General features: G+C 53.7%; 23 protein-coding genes. 8 read left to right on the top strand and 15 right to left on the bottom strand.

Annotated elements, in window-relative coordinates; all coding sequences use genetic code 11:
- The first annotated feature begins 40 nt into the window (after positions 1 to 40).
- The gene (gene trhA / locus J0A66_RS15615; protein WP_206574770.1) at positions 41 to 694 is read left to right on the top strand and encodes a PAQR family membrane homeostasis protein TrhA; all 654 of its coding nucleotides are present in this window, start codon (positions 41 to 43) and stop codon (positions 692 to 694) included.
- 19 nt (positions 695 to 713) lie between these two features.
- Here the strand turns inward: trhA and J0A66_RS15610 are convergent, their stop codons facing one another.
- From J0A66_RS15610 to J0A66_RS15605, 3 genes are all read right to left on the bottom strand, one after another.
- Positions 714 to 845, bottom strand: coding sequence for a DUF3081 family protein (locus J0A66_RS15610; RefSeq protein WP_206574769.1), 132 nt, complete (start codon positions 843 to 845; stop codon positions 714 to 716).
- Between the two features lie 91 nt (positions 846 to 936).
- Positions 937 to 1,068: a hypothetical protein gene (locus J0A66_RS23600; RefSeq protein ID WP_277603570.1), complete on the bottom strand. Its 132-nt coding sequence runs from the start codon at positions 1,066 to 1,068 to the stop codon at positions 937 to 939.
- A 40-nt stretch (positions 1,069 to 1,108) separates the two neighbouring features.
- Positions 1,109 to 1,726: an outer membrane beta-barrel protein gene (locus J0A66_RS15605; RefSeq protein WP_206574768.1), complete on the bottom strand. Its 618-nt coding sequence runs from the start codon at positions 1,724 to 1,726 to the stop codon at positions 1,109 to 1,111.
- A 176-nt stretch (positions 1,727 to 1,902) separates the two neighbouring features.
- Here J0A66_RS15605 and J0A66_RS15600 point away from each other — a divergent pair, with 176 nt between their 5' ends.
- Positions 1,903 to 2,070, top strand: a complete 168-nt coding sequence (locus J0A66_RS15600; RefSeq protein WP_206574767.1) for a ribbon-helix-helix protein — start codon at positions 1,903 to 1,905, stop codon at positions 2,068 to 2,070.
- 78 nt (positions 2,071 to 2,148) lie between these two features.
- Here J0A66_RS15600 and J0A66_RS15595 read toward each other — a convergent pair whose 3' ends face one another.
- Complete coding sequence (locus tag J0A66_RS15595) at positions 2,149 to 3,516, bottom strand: porin (protein ID WP_206574766.1); 1,368 nt, start codon at positions 3,514 to 3,516, stop codon at positions 2,149 to 2,151.
- 5 nt (positions 3,517 to 3,521) lie between these two features.
- Positions 3,522 to 5,513 carry a BCCT family transporter gene (locus tag J0A66_RS15590; RefSeq protein WP_206574765.1) on the bottom strand — a complete coding sequence of 664 codons (1,992 nt, stop codon included), beginning with the start codon at positions 5,511 to 5,513 and terminating at the stop codon, positions 3,522 to 3,524.
- 204 nt (positions 5,514 to 5,717) lie between these two features.
- Here J0A66_RS15590 and J0A66_RS15585 point away from each other — a divergent pair, with 204 nt between their 5' ends.
- Both J0A66_RS15585 and J0A66_RS15580 read left to right on the top strand, forming a co-directional pair.
- Positions 5,718 to 6,191: a MarR family winged helix-turn-helix transcriptional regulator gene (locus J0A66_RS15585; RefSeq protein ID WP_206574764.1), complete on the top strand. Its 474-nt coding sequence runs from the start codon at positions 5,718 to 5,720 to the stop codon at positions 6,189 to 6,191.
- Between the two features lie 71 nt (positions 6,192 to 6,262).
- Positions 6,263 to 7,219, top strand: coding sequence for a universal stress protein (locus J0A66_RS15580; protein WP_206574763.1), 957 nt, complete (start codon positions 6,263 to 6,265; stop codon positions 7,217 to 7,219).
- A gap of 31 nt (positions 7,220 to 7,250) precedes the next feature.
- Here J0A66_RS15580 and acnA read toward each other — a convergent pair whose 3' ends face one another.
- The 4 genes from acnA to phoB all read right to left on the bottom strand — a co-directional run bounded on the left by acnA (position 7,251) and on the right by phoB (position 13,132).
- Complete coding sequence (gene acnA, locus J0A66_RS15575; RefSeq protein WP_206574762.1) at positions 7,251 to 9,965, bottom strand: aconitate hydratase AcnA; 2,715 nt, start codon at positions 9,963 to 9,965, stop codon at positions 7,251 to 7,253.
- Positions 9,966 to 10,118: 153 nt separating this feature from the next.
- A complete protein-coding gene (locus J0A66_RS15570; protein ID WP_206574761.1) occupies positions 10,119 to 11,078 on the bottom strand; it encodes a PstS family phosphate ABC transporter substrate-binding protein in 960 nt (319 codons plus the stop codon).
- Positions 11,059 to 12,384 carry a phosphate regulon sensor histidine kinase PhoR gene (gene phoR / locus J0A66_RS15565; protein WP_206574760.1) on the bottom strand — a complete coding sequence of 442 codons (1,326 nt, stop codon included), beginning with the start codon at positions 12,382 to 12,384 and terminating at the stop codon, positions 11,059 to 11,061. Before phoR ends, J0A66_RS15570 begins: the two co-directional genes overlap by 20 nt.
- Before the next feature lie 58 nt (positions 12,385 to 12,442).
- Positions 12,443 to 13,132 (bottom strand): phosphate regulon transcriptional regulator PhoB, encoded by a 690-nt coding sequence (gene phoB, locus J0A66_RS15560; protein ID WP_206574759.1) that lies wholly within the window; start codon positions 13,130 to 13,132, stop codon positions 12,443 to 12,445.
- 225 nt (positions 13,133 to 13,357) lie between these two features.
- On the opposite strand from phoB, the gene J0A66_RS15555 reads away from it, so the two are divergent.
- Positions 13,358 to 15,091 carry a sensor histidine kinase gene (locus J0A66_RS15555; RefSeq protein WP_206574758.1) on the top strand — a complete coding sequence of 578 codons (1,734 nt, stop codon included), beginning with the start codon at positions 13,358 to 13,360 and terminating at the stop codon, positions 15,089 to 15,091.
- Positions 15,092 to 15,232: 141 nt separating this feature from the next.
- Positions 15,233 to 16,135 (top strand): recombination-associated protein RdgC, encoded by a 903-nt coding sequence (gene rdgC, locus J0A66_RS15550; protein WP_206574757.1) that lies wholly within the window; start codon positions 15,233 to 15,235, stop codon positions 16,133 to 16,135.
- 172 nt (positions 16,136 to 16,307) lie between these two features.
- Here the strand turns inward: rdgC and J0A66_RS15545 are convergent, their stop codons facing one another.
- Positions 16,308 to 17,144 (bottom strand): HDOD domain-containing protein, encoded by an 837-nt coding sequence (locus tag J0A66_RS15545; RefSeq protein ID WP_206574756.1) that lies wholly within the window; start codon positions 17,142 to 17,144, stop codon positions 16,308 to 16,310.
- Between the two features lie 289 nt (positions 17,145 to 17,433).
- On the opposite strand from J0A66_RS15545, the gene J0A66_RS15540 reads away from it, so the two are divergent.
- On the top strand, positions 17,434 to 19,110 hold the full coding sequence (locus J0A66_RS15540) for a DUF8614 domain-containing protein (RefSeq protein WP_206574755.1): 1,677 nt from the start codon (positions 17,434 to 17,436) through the stop codon (positions 19,108 to 19,110).
- Between the two features lie 62 nt (positions 19,111 to 19,172).
- Here the strand turns inward: J0A66_RS15540 and J0A66_RS15535 are convergent, their stop codons facing one another.
- From J0A66_RS15535 to folB, 4 genes are read right to left on the bottom strand one after another with little or no spacing between them, the layout of a single operon-like run.
- Positions 19,173 to 19,538 (bottom strand): histidine triad nucleotide-binding protein, encoded by a 366-nt coding sequence (locus tag J0A66_RS15535; protein ID WP_206574754.1) that lies wholly within the window; start codon positions 19,536 to 19,538, stop codon positions 19,173 to 19,175.
- Positions 19,539 to 19,573: 35 nt separating this feature from the next.
- Complete coding sequence (locus tag J0A66_RS15530) at positions 19,574 to 20,374, bottom strand: undecaprenyl-diphosphate phosphatase (protein ID WP_206574753.1); 801 nt, start codon at positions 20,372 to 20,374, stop codon at positions 19,574 to 19,576.
- Positions 20,361 to 20,867, bottom strand: coding sequence for a 2-amino-4-hydroxy-6-hydroxymethyldihydropteridine diphosphokinase (gene folK / locus J0A66_RS15525; protein ID WP_206574752.1), 507 nt, complete (start codon positions 20,865 to 20,867; stop codon positions 20,361 to 20,363). Before folK ends, J0A66_RS15530 begins: the two co-directional genes overlap by 14 nt.
- Positions 20,868 to 21,221, bottom strand: a complete 354-nt coding sequence (gene folB / locus J0A66_RS15520) for a dihydroneopterin aldolase (RefSeq protein ID WP_206574751.1) — start codon at positions 21,219 to 21,221, stop codon at positions 20,868 to 20,870.
- A 188-nt stretch (positions 21,222 to 21,409) separates the two neighbouring features.
- On the opposite strand from folB, the gene plsY reads away from it, so the two are divergent.
- Positions 21,410 to 22,012, top strand: coding sequence for a glycerol-3-phosphate 1-O-acyltransferase PlsY (gene plsY, locus J0A66_RS15515; protein WP_206574750.1), 603 nt, complete (start codon positions 21,410 to 21,412; stop codon positions 22,010 to 22,012).
- A gap of 56 nt (positions 22,013 to 22,068) precedes the next feature.
- Here plsY and tsaD read toward each other — a convergent pair whose 3' ends face one another.
- On the bottom strand, positions 22,069 to 23,082 hold the full coding sequence (gene tsaD / locus J0A66_RS15510; protein ID WP_206574749.1) for a tRNA (adenosine(37)-N6)-threonylcarbamoyltransferase complex transferase subunit TsaD: 1,014 nt from the start codon (positions 23,080 to 23,082) through the stop codon (positions 22,069 to 22,071).
- Positions 23,083 to 23,245: the final 163 nt, after the last annotated feature.

Below are 23,245 nucleotides of genomic sequence, written 5' to 3'. Positions count from 1 at the left end.
TCAGTGTACAGTTGTACGCTCAATCACTATACTGGACGTCATGAACGCCCTTCAATCTTCTCCAGCGATCCCTTCCCGCCCTTATACTGTGGCCGAGGAATGGCTTAACTCTGTCAGTCACGGGGTTGGCTTTATCATTGCCATCGTCGGCCTGGTATTTCTGCTGCTGCGCAGCCAGGACAGCCTGTCCATTGCGGCATCGGCCATCTACGGCACTTCGTTATTGCTGATGTTCCTGACTTCCACCATTTATCACGCCGTCAGCCACCATAAACTCAAGGGATTACTGAAACTGTTTGACCATAGTGCAATCTATCTGTTGATAGCGGGCACTTACACCCCCTTTATGCTGCTCAGCGTAGGCGGTTGGATAGGCACCCTGGCGATGGTGTTGATCTGGACCATTGCCGTGGCCGGCGTGCTGTTCAAATGGATAGCCCGCCACCGCTTTCCAAGGTTATCCGTGATGACATACCTGTTGATGGGCTGGCTGGCAATTGCCTTTATCTACCCTCTCTACCAGGCTTTGCCTGGCAGCGGCATGTGGCTTTTGGTGGCCGGGGGCCTGTGCTTCAGCATCGGGGTGCTGTTTTATATTGCCAAACGCTTTCAGTTTACCCATGCCATCTGGCACCTGTTTGTAGTGGCAGGCTGCACCTGCCACTACTTCTCTATTTATTATTTCGTCCTGTGAAAAGCCTTAAGGCGAGGTATCAGGCATAATTCTCCATAATATGACGCAGTTTCTTTTCAAACTGCTCCAGATGTTCGGCCTTTTCATATTCGTAGTGGTACTGATTATGGAAACCGAAGCGTAATTGCACATTGGCATCCTCGATAAACACCTAGAGCACCGAATGGTTAAGGCATGCTCACCAGAGCCTGCCTGAAATTCGCTCAGCCAAGGCGCGGCTGCGCAGGAATATCGTCAATCTTTCAAGCAGTCGTAACGCCGGATGAGCGAATTTCAGGCGGCTCCCACAGGTATGCGTTATCCTCGGCTTTGCCACGGGTACGGATGGTTTCAAATACCGACAGGATGAAGCGACTGTCCAGCTCGTTTTTCACTTGATCCCCCATCTGATCTGTTTGCAGCATCGAAACGAATTCAGAAGTTGTATCGAATACCCAACTGCACAATATTGGTCTGTAAATCGTCCTGACCGCGGATGTGCTGGACTTCGGTGCGAAGATCCAGCGAGTCACTGAGCCGGTAGTCAAAGCCCAGGCCAATCACCCCCGCCACCGCAGTATCATCGACACTGCAGGCCAGAGCACTGGTACCACCGCTAAGCACAATCTCAGTGGTATCGCCCTGCTCACAGCTTTGCGAGGCAGCGATAATACTCTGACTCTGCACTTTAACGCTCATTACACCCACCCGGTAGAAAAGCGTCCCGACCCGGGAAGAAGCCTTACCCAGCAGCGCCAGATACAAGGCGTCGCCCTTGAACTCACTGCTGTCATCGCTACCCAGGTTTTGCTCTGAGGCGGCCTGTGCCTCTTCATCCAGCAACTGCTGAAAACCCAACTCCACGAGCCATTGGCGGTCCAGTTCATAACCCATGGCAAAACTGTATCCCACTCCCTTGTTACTGGCCTGTCCTTGTTCTGCATCTGCATAACCAAGGCTGAACAGACCATACATCTGTTGCTTGGCAGCGATACAGGGTGAAGCGGCGAACAACAGCAACAGCGGCAGTGCTGCGAGGCGTTTTTTATTCATGTGGCAGTGTTCCTTGATGTGAAGTCAACCTGACTCAACAAGTTGGCGTTATCTCTTTAGTCTAGCCCTGCAAGCCAATGTTTTACCAGTAAAAAGCATTGTATACCCTGTAACAAAATTGACATGGTTGGGCAGGGCCGGGACAATTGTAACAGTTAAACCAATGCAGGGTGCCCATGGCCGCCAAACAGAAAAAGAACAAGAAAGACAGCCAACTCCTGATTCGCATCGATAAGGAGACCCGCGATCTGTTTCTGGAGCTCTGCGACAAACAGAATACCAAGGCGGCACGGGAAATCCGCCGCTTTATCCAGGGGTATATCGATTCTCATCAGGGCAAGTAAGTATCGGCTGGCGCCAAAAGCACAGACGGCCCGACCCACTTAGCCGGTAACCCGGACTGCGTGGCAGTCCCCGGCCAGTCAGAAGTAATAACCGAAATTGATATTAAAACGGGTATTGGTTTCGCCGGCCTGCCCAGCCAGGGAGCCGCCGATAAAGGGGTGGTTGCGGGCGGATACCAGGTCGAAATAGGTATATAAGCCACCGGCTGTTACTGCCATGCCCAGCACATTCATAAAGCTGTCCTGACCATCACCTGGCTTACCTGTCATCAGGCTGAAGTTATCGTGAAAACGCAGGTTGGAAACCGGCCCCCACACTACCGGAAGATCATAGGCTACATTGGCCGTATACAGCGTTCCGCTGAGGGGGATGGTGTCAAAAAATCCGTAGGAGCCAACCACTATGCCGTCATTAGCCATCGGCAGGTCATAGTCATAGTGGCTGATCATTCCCATCCACTCCCAGGGCCCATCCTTAAAACGGCCATGCAGGCCCACTGTTTTCTGCTCACCAATGTCATCCTTTTCATCATGTAACTGGCCAGCCTGTGCCGACAAACCCAGTTGCAGGCTGGACTGAGCAGCCATCTGCCAGTTGCGGGCCCCACGTACGGCGAAAGTGTTATGCCTGGCCATGGCCAACGTGGGGGCCTGGTAGATTCCTTCCCCAGGCAGCCTCACGCCCACCGCATCCGGCGCATAACGGGCAGTGCGATCTGAGACATAGCCGTCCACCCCACCTTGCTCGTCCGATTTGTAGAAGCCCAGATCCCACTCCCAGTCCTGACTCCGGTAACGGAAATTCACGCCTGCCTCGGGATTGTCCTCAAGTCCCACATAGAAATTCGAACTAAAAAAGTAATTGTGGGAATTATAAGGCAGGTTCCCAAAGGGCAAATTGATGATGCCCAGTTGAGCCTGCCAGTGCTCACTGAGGTTGTATCCCACATACGCTTTCTGCACTGCATCCATATACTGGAACCAGCGATACTGGGCAGCCAGGATCACATCCCCGATCTGGCCGTTAAAGTCGACGCGGAAAATATCAAAATCCAGATCACCGGTACGGTCACGGTTATCCGCGTCATAGTCCTCGAAAGAATACTGAAAGCGGACCGCGCCACCGATACGAATTGGCGGATTTCGGGCTTCAGAAACCTTTTTTTCCAGGGCTTGCAGCCTTTGAACATCGGGTTTCGATAGCTTGGTCGAGATGTCCGACCCGCGCTCCACGCCCTGCTGTGTCTGTTGTTGTCGCGTCTCCTGCGCTGTTTGCTGTGGCTGAGACTTCAACCGTTTTTCCAGTTCCTCGACCCTGGCTTTGAGCACTTCCATCTGTTGCAGTATCTCTGCAAGTTCCTGTTCGGTAACCTGTTGCGCCCGGGCAGGCAGCCCAAAAGCCAGGAACAGGGCAAGCAGACAGGGAACTGATTTGCACTTATCCATTAAGCTCACCTCAATACATGCAAAAAATGCATATGCTTGTGGTACTGGTCAATAATATCGCCGATGACCGCTTCCCTGGACCAGCCCAGCACATCGTAGTCCTGGCCGCCTTCACCCAGGTGGACTTCGGCCCGGTAATAGAGTTTTTCGTCAGATAGTTTGTCCGGATCCGCCTCCTGATCAGGCTGTACAAAGGCCGGCCTGACGTGGGCCCGCAAGCGGATCTCGTACATGAAGTCCACTTCATCACCATGGATTACCTTCAGGCTGATACGATCTTCCCGGCTCTGGTTTAACTCCACATCCAACTGACGGTTGCGCAGTTCCTCGCTGACCTCCCTGAAGGCGGGGATGGCAACCGTTTTGAGGAAACGTTGACCGACCTCCTGGCTTGGAAAATCCATAATAGTCTGCAACCGTTCACGCCAGTTCTTAGCCCCCATGCTGGCAGTACTCAGTTGCGAGTTTTGCAGTGAGTCACGCTTGTGCACGTCAATACTCAATGCCTTGATCAGGCCGTAGGTGGCAATCAACAGCACAATAGTAAAGGGCAGTGCGCTGGCAATGGCCATGGTCTGCAGTGCGCCCAGCCCCCCGGCCAGCAACAGGACAATGGCCACCACCCCTTCACTGCTTGCCCAGAAGACCCGCTGCCACAGGGCTGTATCGTTACGACCATTTGAACAGAGCATATCCACCACCATGGAGCCGGAATCCGAAGAGGTGACAAAGAACACCACCACCATCAGGGTAGCCAGCAGGGACAGGAAGGAAGAGGCGGGAAACTGCTCCAGAAAGGCAAACAGGGCAATGGCGACGTCTTCCTGTACCATTTCAGCCAGGCTTGCCACTCCCTGATTGAGAATCAGGTCGATGGCTGAATTGCCGAAGAAAGTCATCCACATCAGTGTAAAACCTGTGGGAACCAGCAACACTCCCATCACAAACTCGCGAATGGTTCGTCCCCTGGAGACCCTGGCAATAAACAGGCCGACAAAGGGCGCCCAGGACAACCACCAGCCCCAGTAAAATACTGTCCACCCGCCTATCCAATCCGTCTTCTCATAGGCAAACAGATTGAACGTCTTGTCCACTATGTCTGACAGGTAGGCGCCGGTATTCTGTACATAGGCCTGCAACAAAAATACCGTAGAGCCGGAAAACAACACAAACAACAACAGCAATACTGCCAGCAGCATGTTCAACTCAGACAGCCTGCGTATACCCTTGTCCAGCCCCGTGGTAACCGAGACAACGGCCAACCCGGTAATGCCCACGATTAACAAAACCTGAGGCATGGTTCCCACCGGCAGTTCGAACAGGTAGTTCAGTCCGGCGTTGACCTGAGCCACACCATAACCAAGTGATGTGGCGACGCCGAAAAGGGTGCCGATAACGGCGAAGATATCCACCACATGGCCTATGGGGCCGTAGATCCTCTCTCCTATCATGGGATACAACGCCGAGCGCAGAGTCAGGGGCAGATTGTGCCGGTAAGCAAAAAAAGCCAGGATCAGGGCCACCACCGCATAGATGGCCCAGGCATGTAACCCCCAGTGGAAAAAGGTGATCTTCATAGCTTCCCTGGCGGCCTCCACAGTGGCTGGTTCGCCCACCGGCGGTGCCAGAAAGTGCATCACCGGCTCAGCCACGCCAAAGAACATCAGACCAATGCCCATGCCAGCGGAAAACAGCATGGAAAACCAGGTGATTCGGGTGTAGTCGGGGCTGGCATGATCCGGGCCGAGTTTAATACTGCCGTAGCGGGAAAAACCCAGATACAAAACTGTGATGAGGATGGCAGCCACCGCCAGTACATAAAACCAACTGCCATTGGCAATAATAGCGGACTGTACTGACTGGAAGCTCTCATCCGCCAGCTCGGGGGTCAGTACCGAAAACAGCAGGATCAGCAGAATCATCCCGGCTGCAGGATAGAAAACAAAGGGATTAAGTTTGGCGGGGTTGGGATCCTTAATAGTCGATCCTCCTCTCATTCATTGGATGATCACCGTCCAAAAGGCCGAACTGAGTGATCATTTGAACTACTGAGCATAGGCAAGGGCACAGGGTAGTTCAAATTTCACGAACAATTTCACTAACTTGCACCAGCAATCAAAAACAATACCCCGGTCTTGGCAAGGCCTGGCGTTGGTCCGAATCCGGGACTGGGTTACTATGGATTTCTTTGTGAGGCCCCCATGCACAAACATGACGAACTGCTGATCGCACTGCGTAAGGTCATCCGCGCTATAGATCTGCACAGTAAACAACTTGAACGTACCGCCGGCCTGACCGGCCCACAGTTGATGATCATGCGCAGCATCTCCAGATTCGATGGCGCCATGGTCAGGGAACTGGCCGACGTCAATAACCTGAGTCCGGCGACGGTCACCAGTATTCTCGACAGGCTGGAAATCAAGGGACTGATCAGCCGGGAACGTTCGAGCCAGGACAGACGACGGGTCGGCGTAATGCTTACCGAAGCGGGTAAAGCGTTACTGGCAAAAGCCCCCCAGCCCCTGCAGGAGCATTTTACCCGCTGCTTTGACGAACTGAAGGACTGGGAGCAGAGTCAGTTGGTTTCGGCCATGCAGCGCCTGGCCGACATGATGAATGCACAGGATCTCGACGCCTCCCCCATACTGGATGTACAGGGTCTCAACCCGGACTGATTTCTCCCTACTGTGTGGACAAAGACTACAATTTCCTCAAGTTAATACAACCTGGATAATGGAGCCTTGACATGCTCAACTACAAACATATCCTTTTCCTGTCCGATCCGGAGCAGAATCAGGATGCCTGTTTGCTAAACCTTAAGCGCCTGCATGAAGCCACCGGCGCGACGATCACCCTGCTGCAGGTCCTGCGTCCCCCCACTGTCATTGAATGGCTGACCGAGCAGCAGCATGGCGTTGCTGAAATCCGCCAGAAACTGGAAACGGCTTCCAGGCAGGATCTGCAGTTGTTGGCCGGGGAACTGGAGCGCCAGGGCGCCACTGTCTACACCCGGGTCAAGTTCGGCAAAGCGTATCAGCAAGCCATCGAATTGGTGGAAAAGGAGCATATCGATCTGCTGCTGGTCAATGGTCAGGGCGCTCATGGTCTGCAAGACAGATTGTTCGGTAGCACCGCCATGCATCTTATCCGCAAGTGTCCTTGTGCGGTGCTGGCCGTCAAGCCCCATCACCGGGTGCCTCCCAGCAAACTGCTGGCTGCCGTGGATATCAATCCGTCTGAGGGTTTCGAGTCCAGCCGGCGTTCGCTTAATCCCGCCATACTACAAACGGCTCAGTATTACGCTGGCCTGACCGGGGCCCGGATGCAGGTTATCCAGGCATGGCAGCTGGAAAATGAAGGTTATCTGCAAGTCAGAGGTGGCCTGGATACGGAGGTTCTCGACAGAATGCGCCGGGAACTGAAAAGGGAATACCAGAGCAGACTGAAACATTTTTGCGACGAATATCTGGATCCCCCTGCGCCGGAAAGCGCCCTGCATGTGGTGCATGGGATCGCTGCGTCCGTAATTGCCGAACTGGTGGAACAACAACAGATCGATTTGCTGGTGATGGGCACCGTGAGCCGTGAAGGACTGGTGGGGGTGTTGATCGGCAATACTGCCGAGGAGCTATTACAAACGGTGGATTGTTCCGTGTTGGTGATCAAACCCAAAGGATTTAAAAGTCCGCTGAGTGCCAATTGAAAAAAGGCGCCAACCAGGGCGCCTTACGGGGTTATTCGCCAGCCAGTTTACGCAACACGTAATGCAGAATGCCGCCGTTTTTGTAGTACTGGTACTCATTGGGCGTATCGATGCGGACCCGTGCATCAAACTCTGTTTTTTTGCCCGTACCGCTTAGCGCGGTCACTTTCACACGCTTGTCTGCCGCCTTCACCGCCGGTACTGAATAGGTTTCACTACCATCCAGCTCCAATGAAGCGGCGCTTTGTCCGTCAACAAATTCCAGTGGCAAGATGCCCATACCAATGAGATTGGAGCGGTGAATTCGCTCATAACTCTGCGCAATCACCAGCTTAACCCCCAGGAGGGCCGGTCCTTTGGCCGCCCAGTCACGGGAAGATCCTGTGCCGTATTCCCTTCCGGCCAGGACCACCAACGGAGTACCGTCCTGCTGATACTTCATGGCAGCGTCAAAAATAGACATTTCTTCATCTTCCGGAAAATACGTTGTGCAGCTGCCTTCCGTGCCGGGTGCCAGTTCATTACGTAGTCTGACGTTGGCGAAGGTGCCCCGCATCATTACCTCATGGTTGCCACGCCTGGAGCCATAGGAATTGAAATCCTTGGGCTCGATGTCCTGCTCCTGCAGATAGAGCCCCGCCGGGCTGTCGGGCTTGATGGCGCCCGCCGGCGAAATATGGTCGGTAGTAATGCTGTCGCCCACCTTGACCAGGCAACGGGCTCCTTCGATGGCACTCACCTCGCCAGAGTAGGCAGACAGTTCCTCAAAAAAGGGCGGTTTGCGCACGTAACTGGAATCCGGCCAGGCGTAGCGACTGGATTTCTCAACCTTCAGATTGCGCCAGTTGGCGTCTCCTCTGAACACATCCGCATACTGCTCCTTGAAATTCCTGGCACTGACATTGGCCTTGATGGCCTGCTGAATCTCTTCACTGCTGGGCCACAAATCCTGCAGAAAGATATCATTGCCCTTGCCGTCCTTACCCAATGGCTCATGATAAAAGTCGATATCCATCGTCCCAGCCAGGGCGTAAGCCACCACCAGGGGCGGCGAGGCAAGATAATTGGCCCTGACGTCCGGATGGATGCGCCCCTCGAAGTTACGGTTACCCGACAATACCGAACAAACCAGCAAATTGCCTTCTTTGATTGCCTGACTGATGGGTTGGGGAAGAGGTCCGGCATTGCCGATGCAGGTGGTGCAGCCATAACCCACCAGATAAAATCCCATGGCCTGCAGATCATCCATCAGGCCGGCATTGTTCAGATAGTCGGTGACCACCTGTGAGCCCGGGGCAAGGCTGGTCTTAACCCAGGGCTTGGTTTTCAGGCCCAGTTCCCTTGCATTGCGGGCAAGCAGTCCCGCCGCCAGCATTACAGCCGGATTGGAGGTGTTAGTGCAACTGGTAATCGCGGCGATAACCGTGTCACCATGTTTGAGGAAAAATTCCTCTCCCTTGTAGCTGACCTTAACCTCCCCCTGCTCGGACGCGTCTTCATGACCCACGGCCGTGGAGCCCCCTTCTCCCTCGAAGCTGGCGATGGTTTCGGCTCTTTGCTGGTAATATTCCTCCATCATCCGGTGAAACTGCGCCTTGGTATCGGTCAGGGCCAGCCTGTCCTGAGGACGCTTGGGGCCCGCCACCGACGGCACCAGTGAAGCCAGATCCAGTTCCAGCAGATCGGAGTATTCAGCTTCCGGCGAATCGGCATCATGCCACAGGCCCATCGCCTGCATGTAGGTCCGGATCAGTTCAACCTGAGCTTCGCTACGACCAGTCAGCTTCAGGTAATTGAGGCTTTCCTCATCCACCGGGAAAATACCGCAGGTAGCGCCGTATTCGGGCGCCATATTGGCAATAGTCGCCCTGTCCGCCAGGCTGAGCTGGCTCAGTCCCGGACCGAAGAATTCGACAAATTTGCCCACTACCCCCAGCTTTCTGAGTTGCTGAGTCACTTCCAATACCAGATCCGTGGCGGTAATGCCCTGGGGCATGGAGCCGGTGATTTTCACACCAACCACCTGGGGAATCAGCATGCAGATGGGTTGCCCCAACATCGCCGCCTCGGCTTCAATGCCTCCCACGCCCCAGCCGAGGATACCCAGACCGTTAATCATAGTGGTATGCGAGTCAGTGCCGACCAATGTATCCGGATAGAGTTGGTTGTCCTTTTCAAACACCACCCTGGCCAGGTATTCCAGATTGACCTGGTGGACAATACCGGTACCGGGCGGCACTACCCGGAAGTTATCGAATGCCTGCTGACCCCAGCGCAGAAACTGGTAGCGCTCCTCGTTACGCTCCATCTCGATGGCGGTATTCTTCTCGAATGAGTCTGATGTCCCATACACATCGACCATCACCGAATGGTCAATCACCAGTTCCACCGGGGAAAGGGGATTGATCCTTTCAGCGTCCTTCCCCAGGTCCTGCATGGCGTCGCGCATGGCAGCCAAATCAACAATGGCCGGCACGCCGGTAAAGTCCTGCAACAACACTCTGGCGGGAACAAAGGAGATTTCCTTGTCAGGTTCGGACCCGGACTGCCATGTCACCAGGGCTTCAATATCCTGGTCGGAAACGAAGTCCTGATCTGCATGCCTGAGCAGATTTTCCAGCAAAATCTTCAGGCTATAGGGCAAACGGGACAGAGAATACTTTTTGTCCAGCTTGTCGAAGGGAAAGTATTGATAAGACTTTCCCTCATGCTCGAGGGTTGCCTGCTTGGCATAGGTTGATGACATAGTGCCTCCTTCGCTATTGGATTTGACCTGCAGCCTCATAGGGTATGGAGTTGGGATGCGGATTCGAATTTCAAGTCAAAGCATAGCCCAAGGACAGGGAGCTTGACCGATGGATTGAGCGGGAAAAGCCGGCCAACGGACCCGGCATAACAGTCAGTCCTGCTCGACACCTAAACTTCTCAGTTGCTGCCGGATCAGCCGCTTAGGAATGGGAATAAAGCCATCACGCCGGACCAATTCCTGCCCGGCAGGTGAAAGAATAAAGCGGATAAATTCCCTTTCCAGCAGCGGCAGGGGTTGTTGTGGTGGCTTGTTGACCACCAGATAGAGAAAACGGGACAGAGGATAGTCCCCCGCCGCTATGTTCTCCAGCGTGGGGGCCACATAGTCATCTCCACGTCTTGCGATGGACAAAGCCCTCACCCCGGCGGTCTTGTAGCCGAAACCTGCATAGCCCAGCGCGCCCTCAGAATAAGCCACGGACTGAACCACTGAAGCTGACCCGGGCTGTTCGTTAACCGTCGCCAGAAAGTCCCCCTGGCAAAGCGCTTCCTTCTTAAACAGCCCATAGGTACCCGATACAGAGTTTCGCCCGAACAAGCGAATCTTTCGCTGCTGCCATTGCTGTTGCAGGCCCAACTGGTGCCAGAACTGTATCGGCTCAGGCGCACCGCAGTAGCGGGTAACGGAAAATATCGCATCGATCTGCTGCAGGTTCAGGCCGGCGACGGGATTATGCAGATCGACAAACAAAGCGATGGCGTCGATAGCGACCTTCAGCACCGTAGGTTGGTAACCATGGACTTTGCTGAAATAGGCCACCTCGCTGTCCTTGAGCTCCCGACTCATGGGGCCCAGATTTGCCGTGCCCTCCGTCAGCGCCGAGGGCGCAGTGGAGGAACCCGAGGCCTGGATCTGGAATGCCACATGCGGATAGAGTTGTTTGAACTCCTCAGCCCAGAACGTCATCAGGTTGCCCAGAGTGTCCGAGCCAACGGAGGTCACGGTACCGGCCACGCCAGGCTGGCGACGATATTCCTCAGCAGTAGCCGGCATCAAGTTGCCAATAAGGCACAGCAACAAAACCAGTTGGCTAATTCTGATTACTGGCATGACTGTCCACCACTGTCAGTTCTGGAGAAAAATGAAAGGAGAAGCGGCTGCCCTGCCCTACCTCGCTGTCTATCTCGAGCTTGGAATTGTGATGGGTCAGTACGTGCTTGACGATAGCCAAACCCAGTCCAGACCCCCCTGTCTTGCGTGAGCGGGCCTTGTCCACCCGGTAAAAGCGCTCGGTCAGGCGGGATAGGTGCCGCTCGGCAATCCCCTCTCCATTGTCCTGCACGAAGAACTCCGCCCTTTTCTTATCCAGTCGCCATCCCACCTGAATAACGCCGTTGGCCGGCGTGTAATGGATAGCGTTAAATATCAGATTGGAAAAAGCACTACGCAGCTCGGTCTCAATACCGAATACCCGCAAACCGCTATCCACAGTAAATTCGATCTTGTGTTGCTTTTCCTGATTCAGGGTCCTGGCTTCTATTTTAATCGCCGACAACAGTGTGGGCACATCGACGATTTTTTCATACACCCGCTCTGCACTGGCTTCGATACGGGACAGGATCAGCAACTGCTCAATCAGGCTCTGCATACGGCGGGTCTGGGCAGTCATCTCGGTAAAGGCTTTGCCCATGAACGCAGGTGGATAGGCGGTCATGTCGGCATTGAACATCTCAAGATAGCCGTTGAGAACCGTCAGGGGAGTGCGCAATTCATGGGACACATTAGCGACAAAGTCTTTACGCATTTCCTCCAACTGTGTCACCCGGGTCACATCCCTGGCCACCAGCAGCAGATGCTTGTCACCATAAGGCATAATACGGTATTCGAGGATCTTCTCGATATTGGTCGGTGAGGTGACTTCAATGGGGTAACTGAATTCTCCCTGGTGAAAGAACTCCACAAACTGGGGATGGCGGATCAGGTTGTCTATTCGCCTCCCAGCGTCCTCAGGCCAGCACAGGCCCAATTCAATTCTGGCGAGGCGATTGCACCAGGAAATACAGCCATCGGCATCCACCACCACAGCCGCATCGGGCAACGCTTCGGCCCCTTCGCGGAAACGCTTGACCAGCGCCCCCAACTCCTTGCGCTTGTTACGGTTGCGCCGCTGCAGGTAGTAGATCCCTTCATAGATCTGCTCCCACACCCCACGGGCCTTTGGCGGCGTCATCTTCTTACTGTGCCAGAGCCAGCGATTAAGCCGGTAAAGATTCCAGTAATGAAGGGCCAGTAACAGCAGGGTCGCAATGGTCAGGGTAACCGGCAGGCCATCCAGATAAAGACCCAGCAGGATGACCAGCAGAAAGTAGAGCGTCAGCCTGCCAAGGGTCTTTAACCAGGAATAGGGATAATACATGAAGTGGCTTGTCGCCTCCGCTTGCCAGCGCGCCTGATGATCATGTCATTCAGTGCTCTTAAACTTTAGTGGAGAACCGGTATCCCGCCCCTCGTACGGTTTGAATCATAGCATCATGACCGTGACGGGAAATAGCCTTACGCAGACGGCGTATATGCACGTCCACTGTGCGGTCTTCGACATACACATTGGTGCCCCAGACATTATCCAGCAACAGCTCCCTGCTGTAGACCCTTTCGGCGTGGGTCATGAAAAAATGCAACAGCTTGAACTCCGTCGGGCCCATGTCCAGCGGATCGTCATTGGCGGTCACCCTATGGGAAACCGGATCCAGAATCAGGCCGTTGAATTCTATGGGTTCGTCACCGGATGTAGGCGTGACACGGCGGATAACCGCCTTCATCCTGGCCACCAGTTCCTTGGGTGAGAAGGGTTTGGTCACATAGTCGTCTGCACCTGCATCCAGACCACGCACCTTGTCATCCTCCTCACCTCTGGCGGTCAACATAATAATGGGAATATCCCGGGTATGCTCATGTTGCTTAAGCTTCTTGGCGAGCTGCACGCCACTGCCGCCGGGCAACATCCAGTCAAGCAAAATCAAATCCGGATAAGGCTCCTTCACCTGCTCCAGTGCCACATCATAATCTTCCGCTTCCAGGGCTTCGAAACCGGACTGTTCCAGCACGAATTTGACCATTTCACGGATGGGGGCTTCGTCTTCTACCAGCAAGACTCTCTTCGACATGGGTTTAACCTTCTTCATGTAGTCGCCCGCAATTATTGGTGGTCTGTGTGACAGTTTTATTAAAGCCAGTTGACGGGCTGATAATAAAAAATGCTAAACCTTTGTGAATCATCATAATTTTAACCGCTAATAATTGCCAGCCCGACCCTGGCGCCTCTTGTTTAATAGCAGGATTGCGCATATTCTTGATTTTACTGAAGCAGGCAGGTATCAGGGCCATTTTCAATGTCAAAGGTTAAAACGGGGCTGTCGAAAAAGCTTTTGACTCGGGTCCTCTCAGTCTACTTCATCCTGACCCTGATCGTGACCGTTGGCCAGATTTTCACCGAATACCTCAACGCAAAGAATCATATTGAGAGTGAGCTGCAGACACTGAAGAACACCTTCAGCACCAGTCTGACCCGCGCTATCTGGGAATTAAATACCCCCCAGGCCATTTCCATAGCCGAAGGTCTGATGGAACTGCCCATTGTCGATGGTGTGCAGATCCGGGATGAAAATGCCAATTACATCGCCGATTTCGGCAGAACCAATAAGCAACCCATGGAGCCGGTGACCACCGGGGTGATGCGCGACCATGCCGGTGGCACTTTTGGTTACAGTTTCCCGCTGATTTTTGAATTTTCCGGCCGCACGTCCCAGGTCGGCGACGTCACCCTCTATTCCAGCTTCGAGATTATTTTTGGTCGTATTGAGGTCGGGGTATTTTTCCTCATTGGTAACGCCTTTATTAAAACTGCGTTCTTGATCTTCTTATTTCTGAACGCTTTCCGCCGCATGCTGACCGATCCACTGACCGAACTGACCGATCAGATCAGCAAGTTCGATATCGGCCGGCTGGAACAATCCAAACTGCATGTGCGATTTGAGGATGACAACGAGCTCAAGGTCCTGCAGGACGCCTACAACAATCTCATTGATGATCTGATTATCTTTCAGGACAGGCTGCACCACGCACAGGGAGAACTGCGCACAGCCAATGAAAAACTCGATGAGCAGAACATCTCCCTGGAGCAGGAGGTGGCGCGAAAGACAGCCTCCCTGAGCAAGATTATGTTGGACCTGGAACAACAGAAAGACGAACTATTGCATCACCAAAAAGAACTGCGTCAGGAAAATGAAGGGCGTCGACAGGTAGAAGAAGAACTCCGCAAGAAGAATCGCGAGTTGGCCGAGTCCATGAAAACCCTGCAACTGGCCAAAGATCAACTGGTGGAATCTGAACGTATGGCCTCCCTCGGTGGTCTGGTCGCCGGTATCGCCCATGATGTAAACACACCGCTGGGGGTGGGGGTCACCGCGGCCAGCTTCCTGCAGGAACGCCTCAAAGGGCTGCAACAGGCCTTTGACGACAAGACACTGACCTCCAAGACCATGAGCACCTTTTTAAGCGAAGGCCAGCAGACCGCCACCTTGCTGCTGACCAACCTTAACCGGGCTTCGGACCTGATTGCCAGTTTCAAGCAGGTGGCTGTGGACCAAACCAGTGAAGCGGAACGGGAATTTAATCTCAAGGAATACCTGCAGGAAATCATCCAGTCCCTGGCCCCCAGTTTTAAGAAGACCCAGCACAAAATTGAACTTGACTGTCCGGATGACCTGATTGTGCGTTGTGCGCCGGGCGTCATCGCGCAAATTTTCACCAACATGATTATGAACTCATTGATTCATGGCTTTGAGAACAAAAAATCCGGCCAGATTAAAATCAAGGTCAGCCGCCGCGACAGTGACATTTGTATCGATTATCAGGATAACGGCAAGGGGCTGCCCGCTCACCTGCTGAGCAAGCTGTTCGAAGCCTTCTTTACCACCCGGCGTGGACGCGGCGGCAGTGGGCTGGGTACACATATCATGTATAACCTGGTCACCCAGGCCTTAAGCGGTCAGATTGAAGCCAGTTCAGAGGAAGGCAAAGGCCTTCGTTACCAGGTGCAGTTTCCTGCCCGCCGGGGTGAATAACTCCGGTCCCCGTTCGATTTGTCTTCTCAGGTAACGCAGGTAAAAGGTGACTGATAATTCACCGGTCAGGCAGGCAGATGACTGACATCCCCGCCCTTCCCTGTTACTCTTGCCAACCTTTTGACTTCGCCGGAATCTCCCATGTGGTTTAAGAACCTGAAAGCTTACCAATTGACCCAGTCACTGGAGTTCACACCTGAAGATCTGCACGAAAAACTCAGCGAAGCGGTGTTTCGTCCCTGTGGCAACCAGGATCTGGCCACTATGGGTTGGACCGCGCCGCTCAGACAGAGTGAGCAACTGGTGCATGCGGCCGATGGCCGGTTGCTGTTATGCCTGAAAAAACAGGAACGCCTGCTGCCTTCGGCTGTGGTCAACGCCGAGTTGGACAACAAGGTTGAGCAGATTGAACGGGAAACGGGCGCGCCGGTAGGCAAGAAGGCCAAATCCGATCTCAAACAGGAGATCATGCACCAATTGCTGCCCAAGGCGTTTACCAAAGACGGTTTCACCTGGGGATTTATCTCTCCCCGGGATAACCTGGTGGTATTGGATGCCGGGTCGGACGGCAAGGCCGAAACCTTTCTGGCGCACCTGCGCAAATCCATCGGCTCACTGCCGGTCATTCCCCTGGCAAGGCGCAGCCTGGCGGCGGATCTGACCAGTTGGCTGAAGGGTGAACAGTTGCCAAGTGGTTTTGAGCTGCTTGAGGAAGCTGAACTCAAGTCTCCTAACGAAGATGGCGCCGTCATACGTTGCAAGAATCAGCCACTGGATGCCGAAGAGATTCAGTTGCACCTGGAGTCGGGCAAGCTGGTGCAAAAAATAGGGGTGGGCTGGGATGAAACCCTCACCGCTCTGCTACAGGAAGACATGACCATCAAACGCCTGAAGTTCAGCGATGTGCTCAAAGAGCAGAACGAGGATATTCCCAAGGATCAGCAGCTGGCCCGTCTGGATGCAGACTTCTGTTTGATGTCTGCCGAGGCAGTGCGCTTTATCCAGGCCCTGGATCAGGCCTTTGGCTTGTCAGATCAGGCCTGAACCGGCCAGGGCATTTGAGCTGTGCTGCTGATTATTTCCTGCATCACCCCGTATGGAAGAATTGCTTCCTGAAAAATGTCCTGTCTGAGCCTGCGTTCCTTCTGACATCGACCCAAACCAAACAAGCCCGGCAATTGCCGGGCTTGTACATCATACCAATCTGATTAACCTGTCAGGCAAAGACCTGTTTGGCGGTGTTGCGCATTTCCTGGAACTCATCCGAATCCAGTTTTTTCAGGTCGTCAACAATCCCCTTCTGCTGGCAGATGTTCATTACCGCATCCTTTTGCAAACCTGGCTCACCGGCCAGCACTATGCCCATACGCACAAAATCGATATAGGCCACCTGTTCAGGAAGGTACTTAAGATTGCGCCAGCCTTCAGCGACCCGCACCAGGTCCTCATTAAAACCCCACTCGCGCAGTATGATGCCGCCGATGCGACCGGATAGCTTGCTGACAGCCACATTCAGAAAAGTCGGATTGGCGAACACATCGTCGTGCCGCTCGGCTTCGGTAAAGATGGGCAGTACACCGATATTGTGTACCAGCGCTGCCAGTGTCATGGCATCCATATTCAGGCGTTTTTGTTTGGTTTGCGCCGTATGCATTTGCAGCAAAGCCATGGAATTGGCCACCACCTCTACGGTCTTTTCCCATACCCGATTAATATGTTCACGAACAATTTCGTTCTTGGACACGAACAATTGCTCCATGGCCAGGGCAGTTGCGACATTCTTTATCTGCCGCAGGCCGATCCGGGTCACGGCCTGATTGACCGTTTCCACTTTTACCGCCCTGCCCATATAAGCGCTGTTGGCTATCTTGATCATCCTGGCGCTGAGTGCAGGATCCTGAGCGATGACATCGGCCATTTTATTCAGGTTGGATTCCGGATCGTCCGCTGTCCTGCGCACTTTAAGGGCAATGGCCGGCAGGGTAGGCAATACCAGTGTGTCGTTGGTGATTTTCTCGACAAGGATCGTCAACAAGGCATTTTCTGTGGACATTTTCCAACCTTAGTCAGATGAATTTTTATACGGGAAGAATAGCATAGCCCCGGATTGTGGAATGAAGTAGAACACTTCTGAAACGCCTCAAGTATCAACCAAAAGCATTTAAAGTAAAAGCACCCTATGATGACAATTAGCTGTTTCTGCTGGTTAAATCGACGATGCAGGCTTTTTCTCCTTACAGTATCATGACGGCTGCATTGGTACTCTCGTAGACTGAGGGTGAGATACGGCAATAAGTTCCACCCATAAATATGCCCATGACAAATATAAAAAAGGATACCTGATGAACTATTCCAAACTGACCCTATCCGTGGCCTTGTCCTGTGGCCTGCTGATGGCCTGTTCAGAGCCCGCCCCCCTGACTCAGACGCCAGCCAAACAGGAACAGACTGCAGGGCCGAAGCTGGTGGAAGGCATGGAGTCCCGCCTGGACATTTATCATCCTGTAGACCTCACTGCCGATCTGTCCGACCTGTCAGATCGCCAGAAACAAATGATTGGATATTTGATTGAAGCATCCAGGATTATGGACGACCTGTTCTGGAAGCAGGCGTTCGGCGGCAATAAGCAGGAATTTCTGGCATCCCTGGAGCGCAGCGACATCAGGGACTTTGCCGATATCAACTATGGCCCCTGGGACAGACTGAACGGCGACAAGCCGTTTCTGACCGGGTTTGCTGAAAAGCCCCCGGGCGCTCAGTTTTACCCGGCCGATATGAGCAAGGCCGAATTTGAAGCCGCAGAGTTCGACAATAAAACGGGCCTGTATTCCATGGTGGTGCGTAACCCCGATGGAAGCCTTAAGGCCATCCCTTACTCGGAGTATTTCAAATCAGAACTGACTGATGCTGCGGCCCTGCTGAGAAAAGCATCGACTCTCGCCGAAGATGAGAGCTTTGCCGGTTATCTGAATATGCGGGCGGATGCTCTGCTGAGCGATAACTATCAACCCTCGGATATGGCCTGGATGGAAATGAAGAGTAATCCCATTGAGTTGGTCATAGGTCCCATTGAGACCTATGAAGACCAGTTATATGGCTACCGTGCGGCGTTTGAATCTTATGTGTTGTTAAAGGATCTGGCCTGGAGTGAGCGGCTGGCCAAATATGCTGCCTTCCTGCCCGAACTGCAAAAAGGCCTGCCGGTGGAGGACGCCTACAAGCAGGAAATGCCCGGTGCCAACGCCGATCTGAATGCGTACGATGTTATCTATTATGCCGGGCATTCCAATGCTGGCAGCAAAACCATCGCCATCAACCTGCCCAACGACGAACAGGTTCAGTTGGAGAAAGGTACCCGCCGGCTGCAACTGAAAAATGCCATGCGGGCAAAATTCGACCACATCCTGATGCCCATCGCCGACCTGTTGATGGTGCCTGAACAGCGTGGGCATATTACCTTCGACGCCTTCTTTGCCAATACCATGTTCCACGAAGTGGCCCATGGCCTTGGGATCAAGAATACCCTGAACGGAAGCGGCACTGTGCGCGAAGCCCTGAAGGAACATGCCTCTGCATTGGAGGAAGGTAAGGCCGACATCCTGGGGCTGTATATGGTGCAGCAACTGCTGGAAAAAGGAGAGATTACCGAAGGCACGCTGGAGGACTATTATGTGACCTTTATGGCCGGTATCTTCCGTTCCGTCCGCTTTGGCGCCTCCAGCGCCCATGGTAAGGCCAACATGATTCGTTTTAATTTTTTCAAGGAGCATGGCGCTTTCAGTCGCAATGAGCAGGGCCTGTACGAGGTGAACATGGACAAGATGCAGTCAGCCGTGGATGCGTTATCCAATAAAATCCTTACCCTGCAGGGGGATGGGGATTACCAGGGCGTGGCAACACTGGTCGAGGAAAAAGGCCTGATCGGCGAAGAGCTTGCCGCTGATCTGGCCCGTCTGACTGAGGCAGATATCCCGGTGGACATTACCTTTAAGCAGGGTAAGGATGTATTGGGACTGTAATTTGAGTGACAAGCAACAAGTGACGGGAAAATGTTACCCGTCACTTGTTACCCGTCACATATTCAAGCTGTTTTCTGTTTATCCTGGTAAGGGGGCCAGCCAAACGGCTTGCCTGCCAGGACATGCAGGTGAATATGGTAAACGGTCTGGCCTCCATAGGGGTTGCAGTTCATTACCGCCCGATAGCCTTCTTCGGCAAAGCCCATCTCCTTGGCCAGCTTGGCAGCAACCAGGTACAGATGCCCGACCAACTCCCGGTCACTTTCTTCCATATCATTGATGGTGGCAATGGGCTTTTTCGGGATAACCAGAAAGTGCACCGGCGCCTGGGGATTAATGTCCCTGAATGCCAGCGACAGGTCATCTTCATGGATGATGTCTGCCGGGATCTCGCGATTAATGATCTTGCTGAACAGGGTTTCTGCCATAACGGGGCTCCTTGTTATATTGCTCAGAAATCTGGTTAGAGAAACACAAATGCCAGTAGCACTGCACCAAGAATCAAACGATAGATGACAAACGGCAACATGCCAATTCGTCCTATCCAGGCCAGGAATAACTTAATACAGGCATAGGCGGCAAAAAAGGAAAACAGGGCGCCGTAAAACATGGCCTGCCAGTCTACCGGGTCAGCACTTTCCAGCAGATCCAGCGTCAGCAACAGACCGGCACCGAGTATGGTCGGGATCGACAGCAGGAAAGAAAAACGGGCTGCGCTTTCCCTGTCCAGGCCCATCATCAACCCGGCTGTCATGGTGATGCCCGAACGTGAGGTGCCGGGAATCAGGGCCAGAGCCTGAGCCAATCCCACAAACAAGGCACTCTTCCAGGTAAGCTCATACAGGCCCTTATGCTGGCGGGCTTTTACGTCCGCGTACCAGAGCAGAAGACCAAACAGAATGGTAGTGATACCAATGACCAACGCCGAACGGGCGTAGGTTTCTATAAAGGCTTTTCCTGCAAACCCCGCGATAACAGCCGGGATGGTGGCAAGAATCACCCACCAGGCCAGCCGACTGTCCTGAGACTGGCCGCCACCCACCACAGAGCCGCTCCAGGCGACAAGCATCCTGATGATTTCCTGGCGAAAATAAATCATTACCGCCAACAGGCTGCCCAGATGCACCGCCACATCAAACGCCAGGCCCTGGTTAGTCCAGCCAAACAAGGCAGATGGCAGGATCAGATGACCGGAACTGGAAATGGGCAGAAACTCGGTAATACCCTGTATCAGGGCCAGCACTATCACTTCAATCAGGGTCATATTTGGGCTTCCAGGTAAAATCAATGGGTGTCAGGGTCTGGCTCTGTTTATCGAACTGCTGCCACAGACTGGCCAGAGAGTCACCCGTCTGCGGGTGAATAAAGGTGGGAGCCAGTTCAGACAGGGGCCACAGCACAAAGGCGTTATACAGTATCTCTTCCCGTGGCAGGACCACGGGTGCGCGGGTAACCAGCGCATCGTATAACAACAAATCCAGATCCAGGGTCCGGGGGGCAAACTTCTTGTCGCCGGGGCGTCTGCCGTTGGCAGACTCGATACCCTTCAACAGGACCAGAACCTGTTCTAGGGCCAGCTTTGTATGCCCCTTGATCACCATATTGTAAAAGGGGCTGCCGTCAAAACCTATTGCTTCGCTTTCAAAAAGTCGGGACAGGGTCAGCGGATTGAAATATCTGTGTAATGCATCCAACCCGGAACGGGTGTGAATCTCCCGGTCGACATTGGAACCCAGGCTGATATAGACAGTGGCCATCTAGCTGCGGCGCCGGCTGATTTCCACCGCCACATTGCTGGCGTTGGGCAGAATATCGGGTTTGCTCATTTTCAGCCTGGCTGCCTGGACGGGAAAGTCCCTGAACAATGCATCCAGCATGGCCAGGGTCAGGGCTTCAAGCAGCTCAAAATCAGATTCCAAAGCCACTTTTTCCAGCAACCCGGCCACCTTGGCATAGTCAATGGTGTCGTTCACGTCATCAGTCCGGGCAGCGATCCCCAGGTCGGTTTCCAGGCACAGATCGATCAGGAGTGGGCGGGGTGCCTTGCGCTCCCATTCATACACCCCAATCAGGGAGTGAACTTTAAGCCCTTCGATGTAAATTTTATCCATAAGATGTCAGGCCAGTTGAATGGATGAGAAAAGACAGGATTTCAGGTACCCTATGCCTGTCTTTGGCCCGGCACTTTTTGATTCAAAGCAAAAGTGCCTGAACGGATACAGATAATGCCAGCAACCCACAATGCCAGACAAGGCCGGGCCAAGGCGGGCAAGTTTACACAAGGGATCGCACAAAGCAAATGACAGCCTTAATCATACTGATGATAGCCCTCGCTTATCTGGCCGGCTCCGTATCCAGCGCCGTGCTTGTATGTCGTCTGTTTTCCCTTCCCGACCCCCGCACCCAGGGCTCCGGCAATCCCGGCGCGACCAATGTCTATCGTCTCGGGGGCCGTTTTCCCGCCATCCTGACCCTGGTATGTGACGTGCTAAAGGGCACCATTCCGGTTTGGGGCAGTTATTTCCTGGGGATTGAGCCCTTCTATCTGGGAATTATCGCCATCGCCGCCTGTCTGGGTCATATCTATCCGCTGTTTTTCGGTTTTAAGGGTGGCAAGGCCGTCGCAACGGCCCTAGGCGCCATGTTGCCCATCGGTCTGGACCTGTCCGGTTTGTTGATTCTGACCTGGATCGCGACCGTTTTTATCAGTGGGTATTCCTCCCTGGCAGCCCTGGTAACAGTCGGTCTTGCCCCGGTTTTCACTTGGTTTATCAAGCCGTTATATACTATTCCCGTCACGATGCTGGCGATCCTGATTATCGGCCGCCATCGCAGCAATATTGTCCGGCTTATCAAGGGTAAGGAAGGGCGAATCTGGGACAAGGGCAAGACACTGGAGTGATGAACAGAACAACTTGACCCTAGGTTAAATCAAGTTGTTCTGCCGCCTGCCAATTACTACACCGGTACCAGCGACTCCAGCGGCCACCGGGGCCTGGCCTTGGCGCTCAGGGCTTCGTGCTGCCCCGCCTTCAATCTTTGCAGACCGGCATAGGCGATCATGGCGCCGTTGTCGGTACAAAATTCCAGTCGCGGATAAAACACCTGGCCGCCGGATTTTTTCATCAACTGTGCCAGCGCTTCACGCAGCGACGTATTGGCACTGACTCCCCCGGCAATCACCAGCCGTTTGAGTCCGGTCTGCTCCAGTGCGCGTCGGCACTTGATCACCAGGGTATCCACTACGGCCTGCTGAAACGCCCTGGCAATGTCGGCTCGGGTCTGCTGGTCCTGGCCCTGATCCCGTATGGTGTTGGCCGCAAAGGTCTTCAGGCCGCTGAAACTGAAGTCCAGGCCAGGCCTGTCTGTCATAGGTCTTGGAAAAACAAAGCGACCCGCTTCGCCGGACTCGGCCAGTCTGGCCAGCAGGGGACCGCCGGGATAATCCAGCCCCAAGAGTTTGGCGGTCTTGTCGAAGGCTTCTCCTGCTGCATCGTCCACGGATTCCCCCAGGGTTTCGTAACGGCCAATGCCTTCCACCCTGACCAACATGGTGTGGCCGCCTGAGACCAATAAGGCCACGAAGGGAAACTCAGGGGCCGGATCATCGAGCATGGGAGCAAGCAGGTGCCCTTCCATATGATGCACCCCCACCGCCGGTACCCCCCAGGCATAAGCCAGGCTGCGTCCCACCGAGGAACCCACCAATAGGGCCCCTACCAGACCCGGCCCCTGGGTAAAAGCCACCCCATCTATCTGTCCCGCACTGGTGTGGGCATCCAGCAGCGCTTTTTGAATCAAAGGCACCAGCTTACGCACATGGTCGCGGGAGGCGAGTTCCGGCACTACGCCGCCATAGTCAGCATGTAGTTTCACCTGACTGTAGAGTTCATGGGACAACAGCCCCATTTCATCATCATAAATAGCCACTCCTGTCTCATCACAGGAAGTTTCAATGCCCAACACCCGCATAGCAATTATCCGCAAAGCCGAAACTGGCGCGATTCTAACCGCATCGGGAAGATTTCTCCACGCAAGGACGGCGATTTACAAAAAGACTCATAATTAAAGCCTTTACCGGCCTTTACAATCACTGAGGATATGATTAAAATTCCGCACCATTTTTAACCATGCC

This window comes from Bowmanella dokdonensis (assembly GCF_017254865.1).
GTDB classification, from domain to species: Bacteria; Pseudomonadota; Gammaproteobacteria; order Enterobacterales; family Alteromonadaceae; genus Bowmanella; species Bowmanella dokdonensis.
Note: the sequence above shows the minus strand (reverse complement) of the source record. Positions and strands in the feature narration are given on the sequence as shown.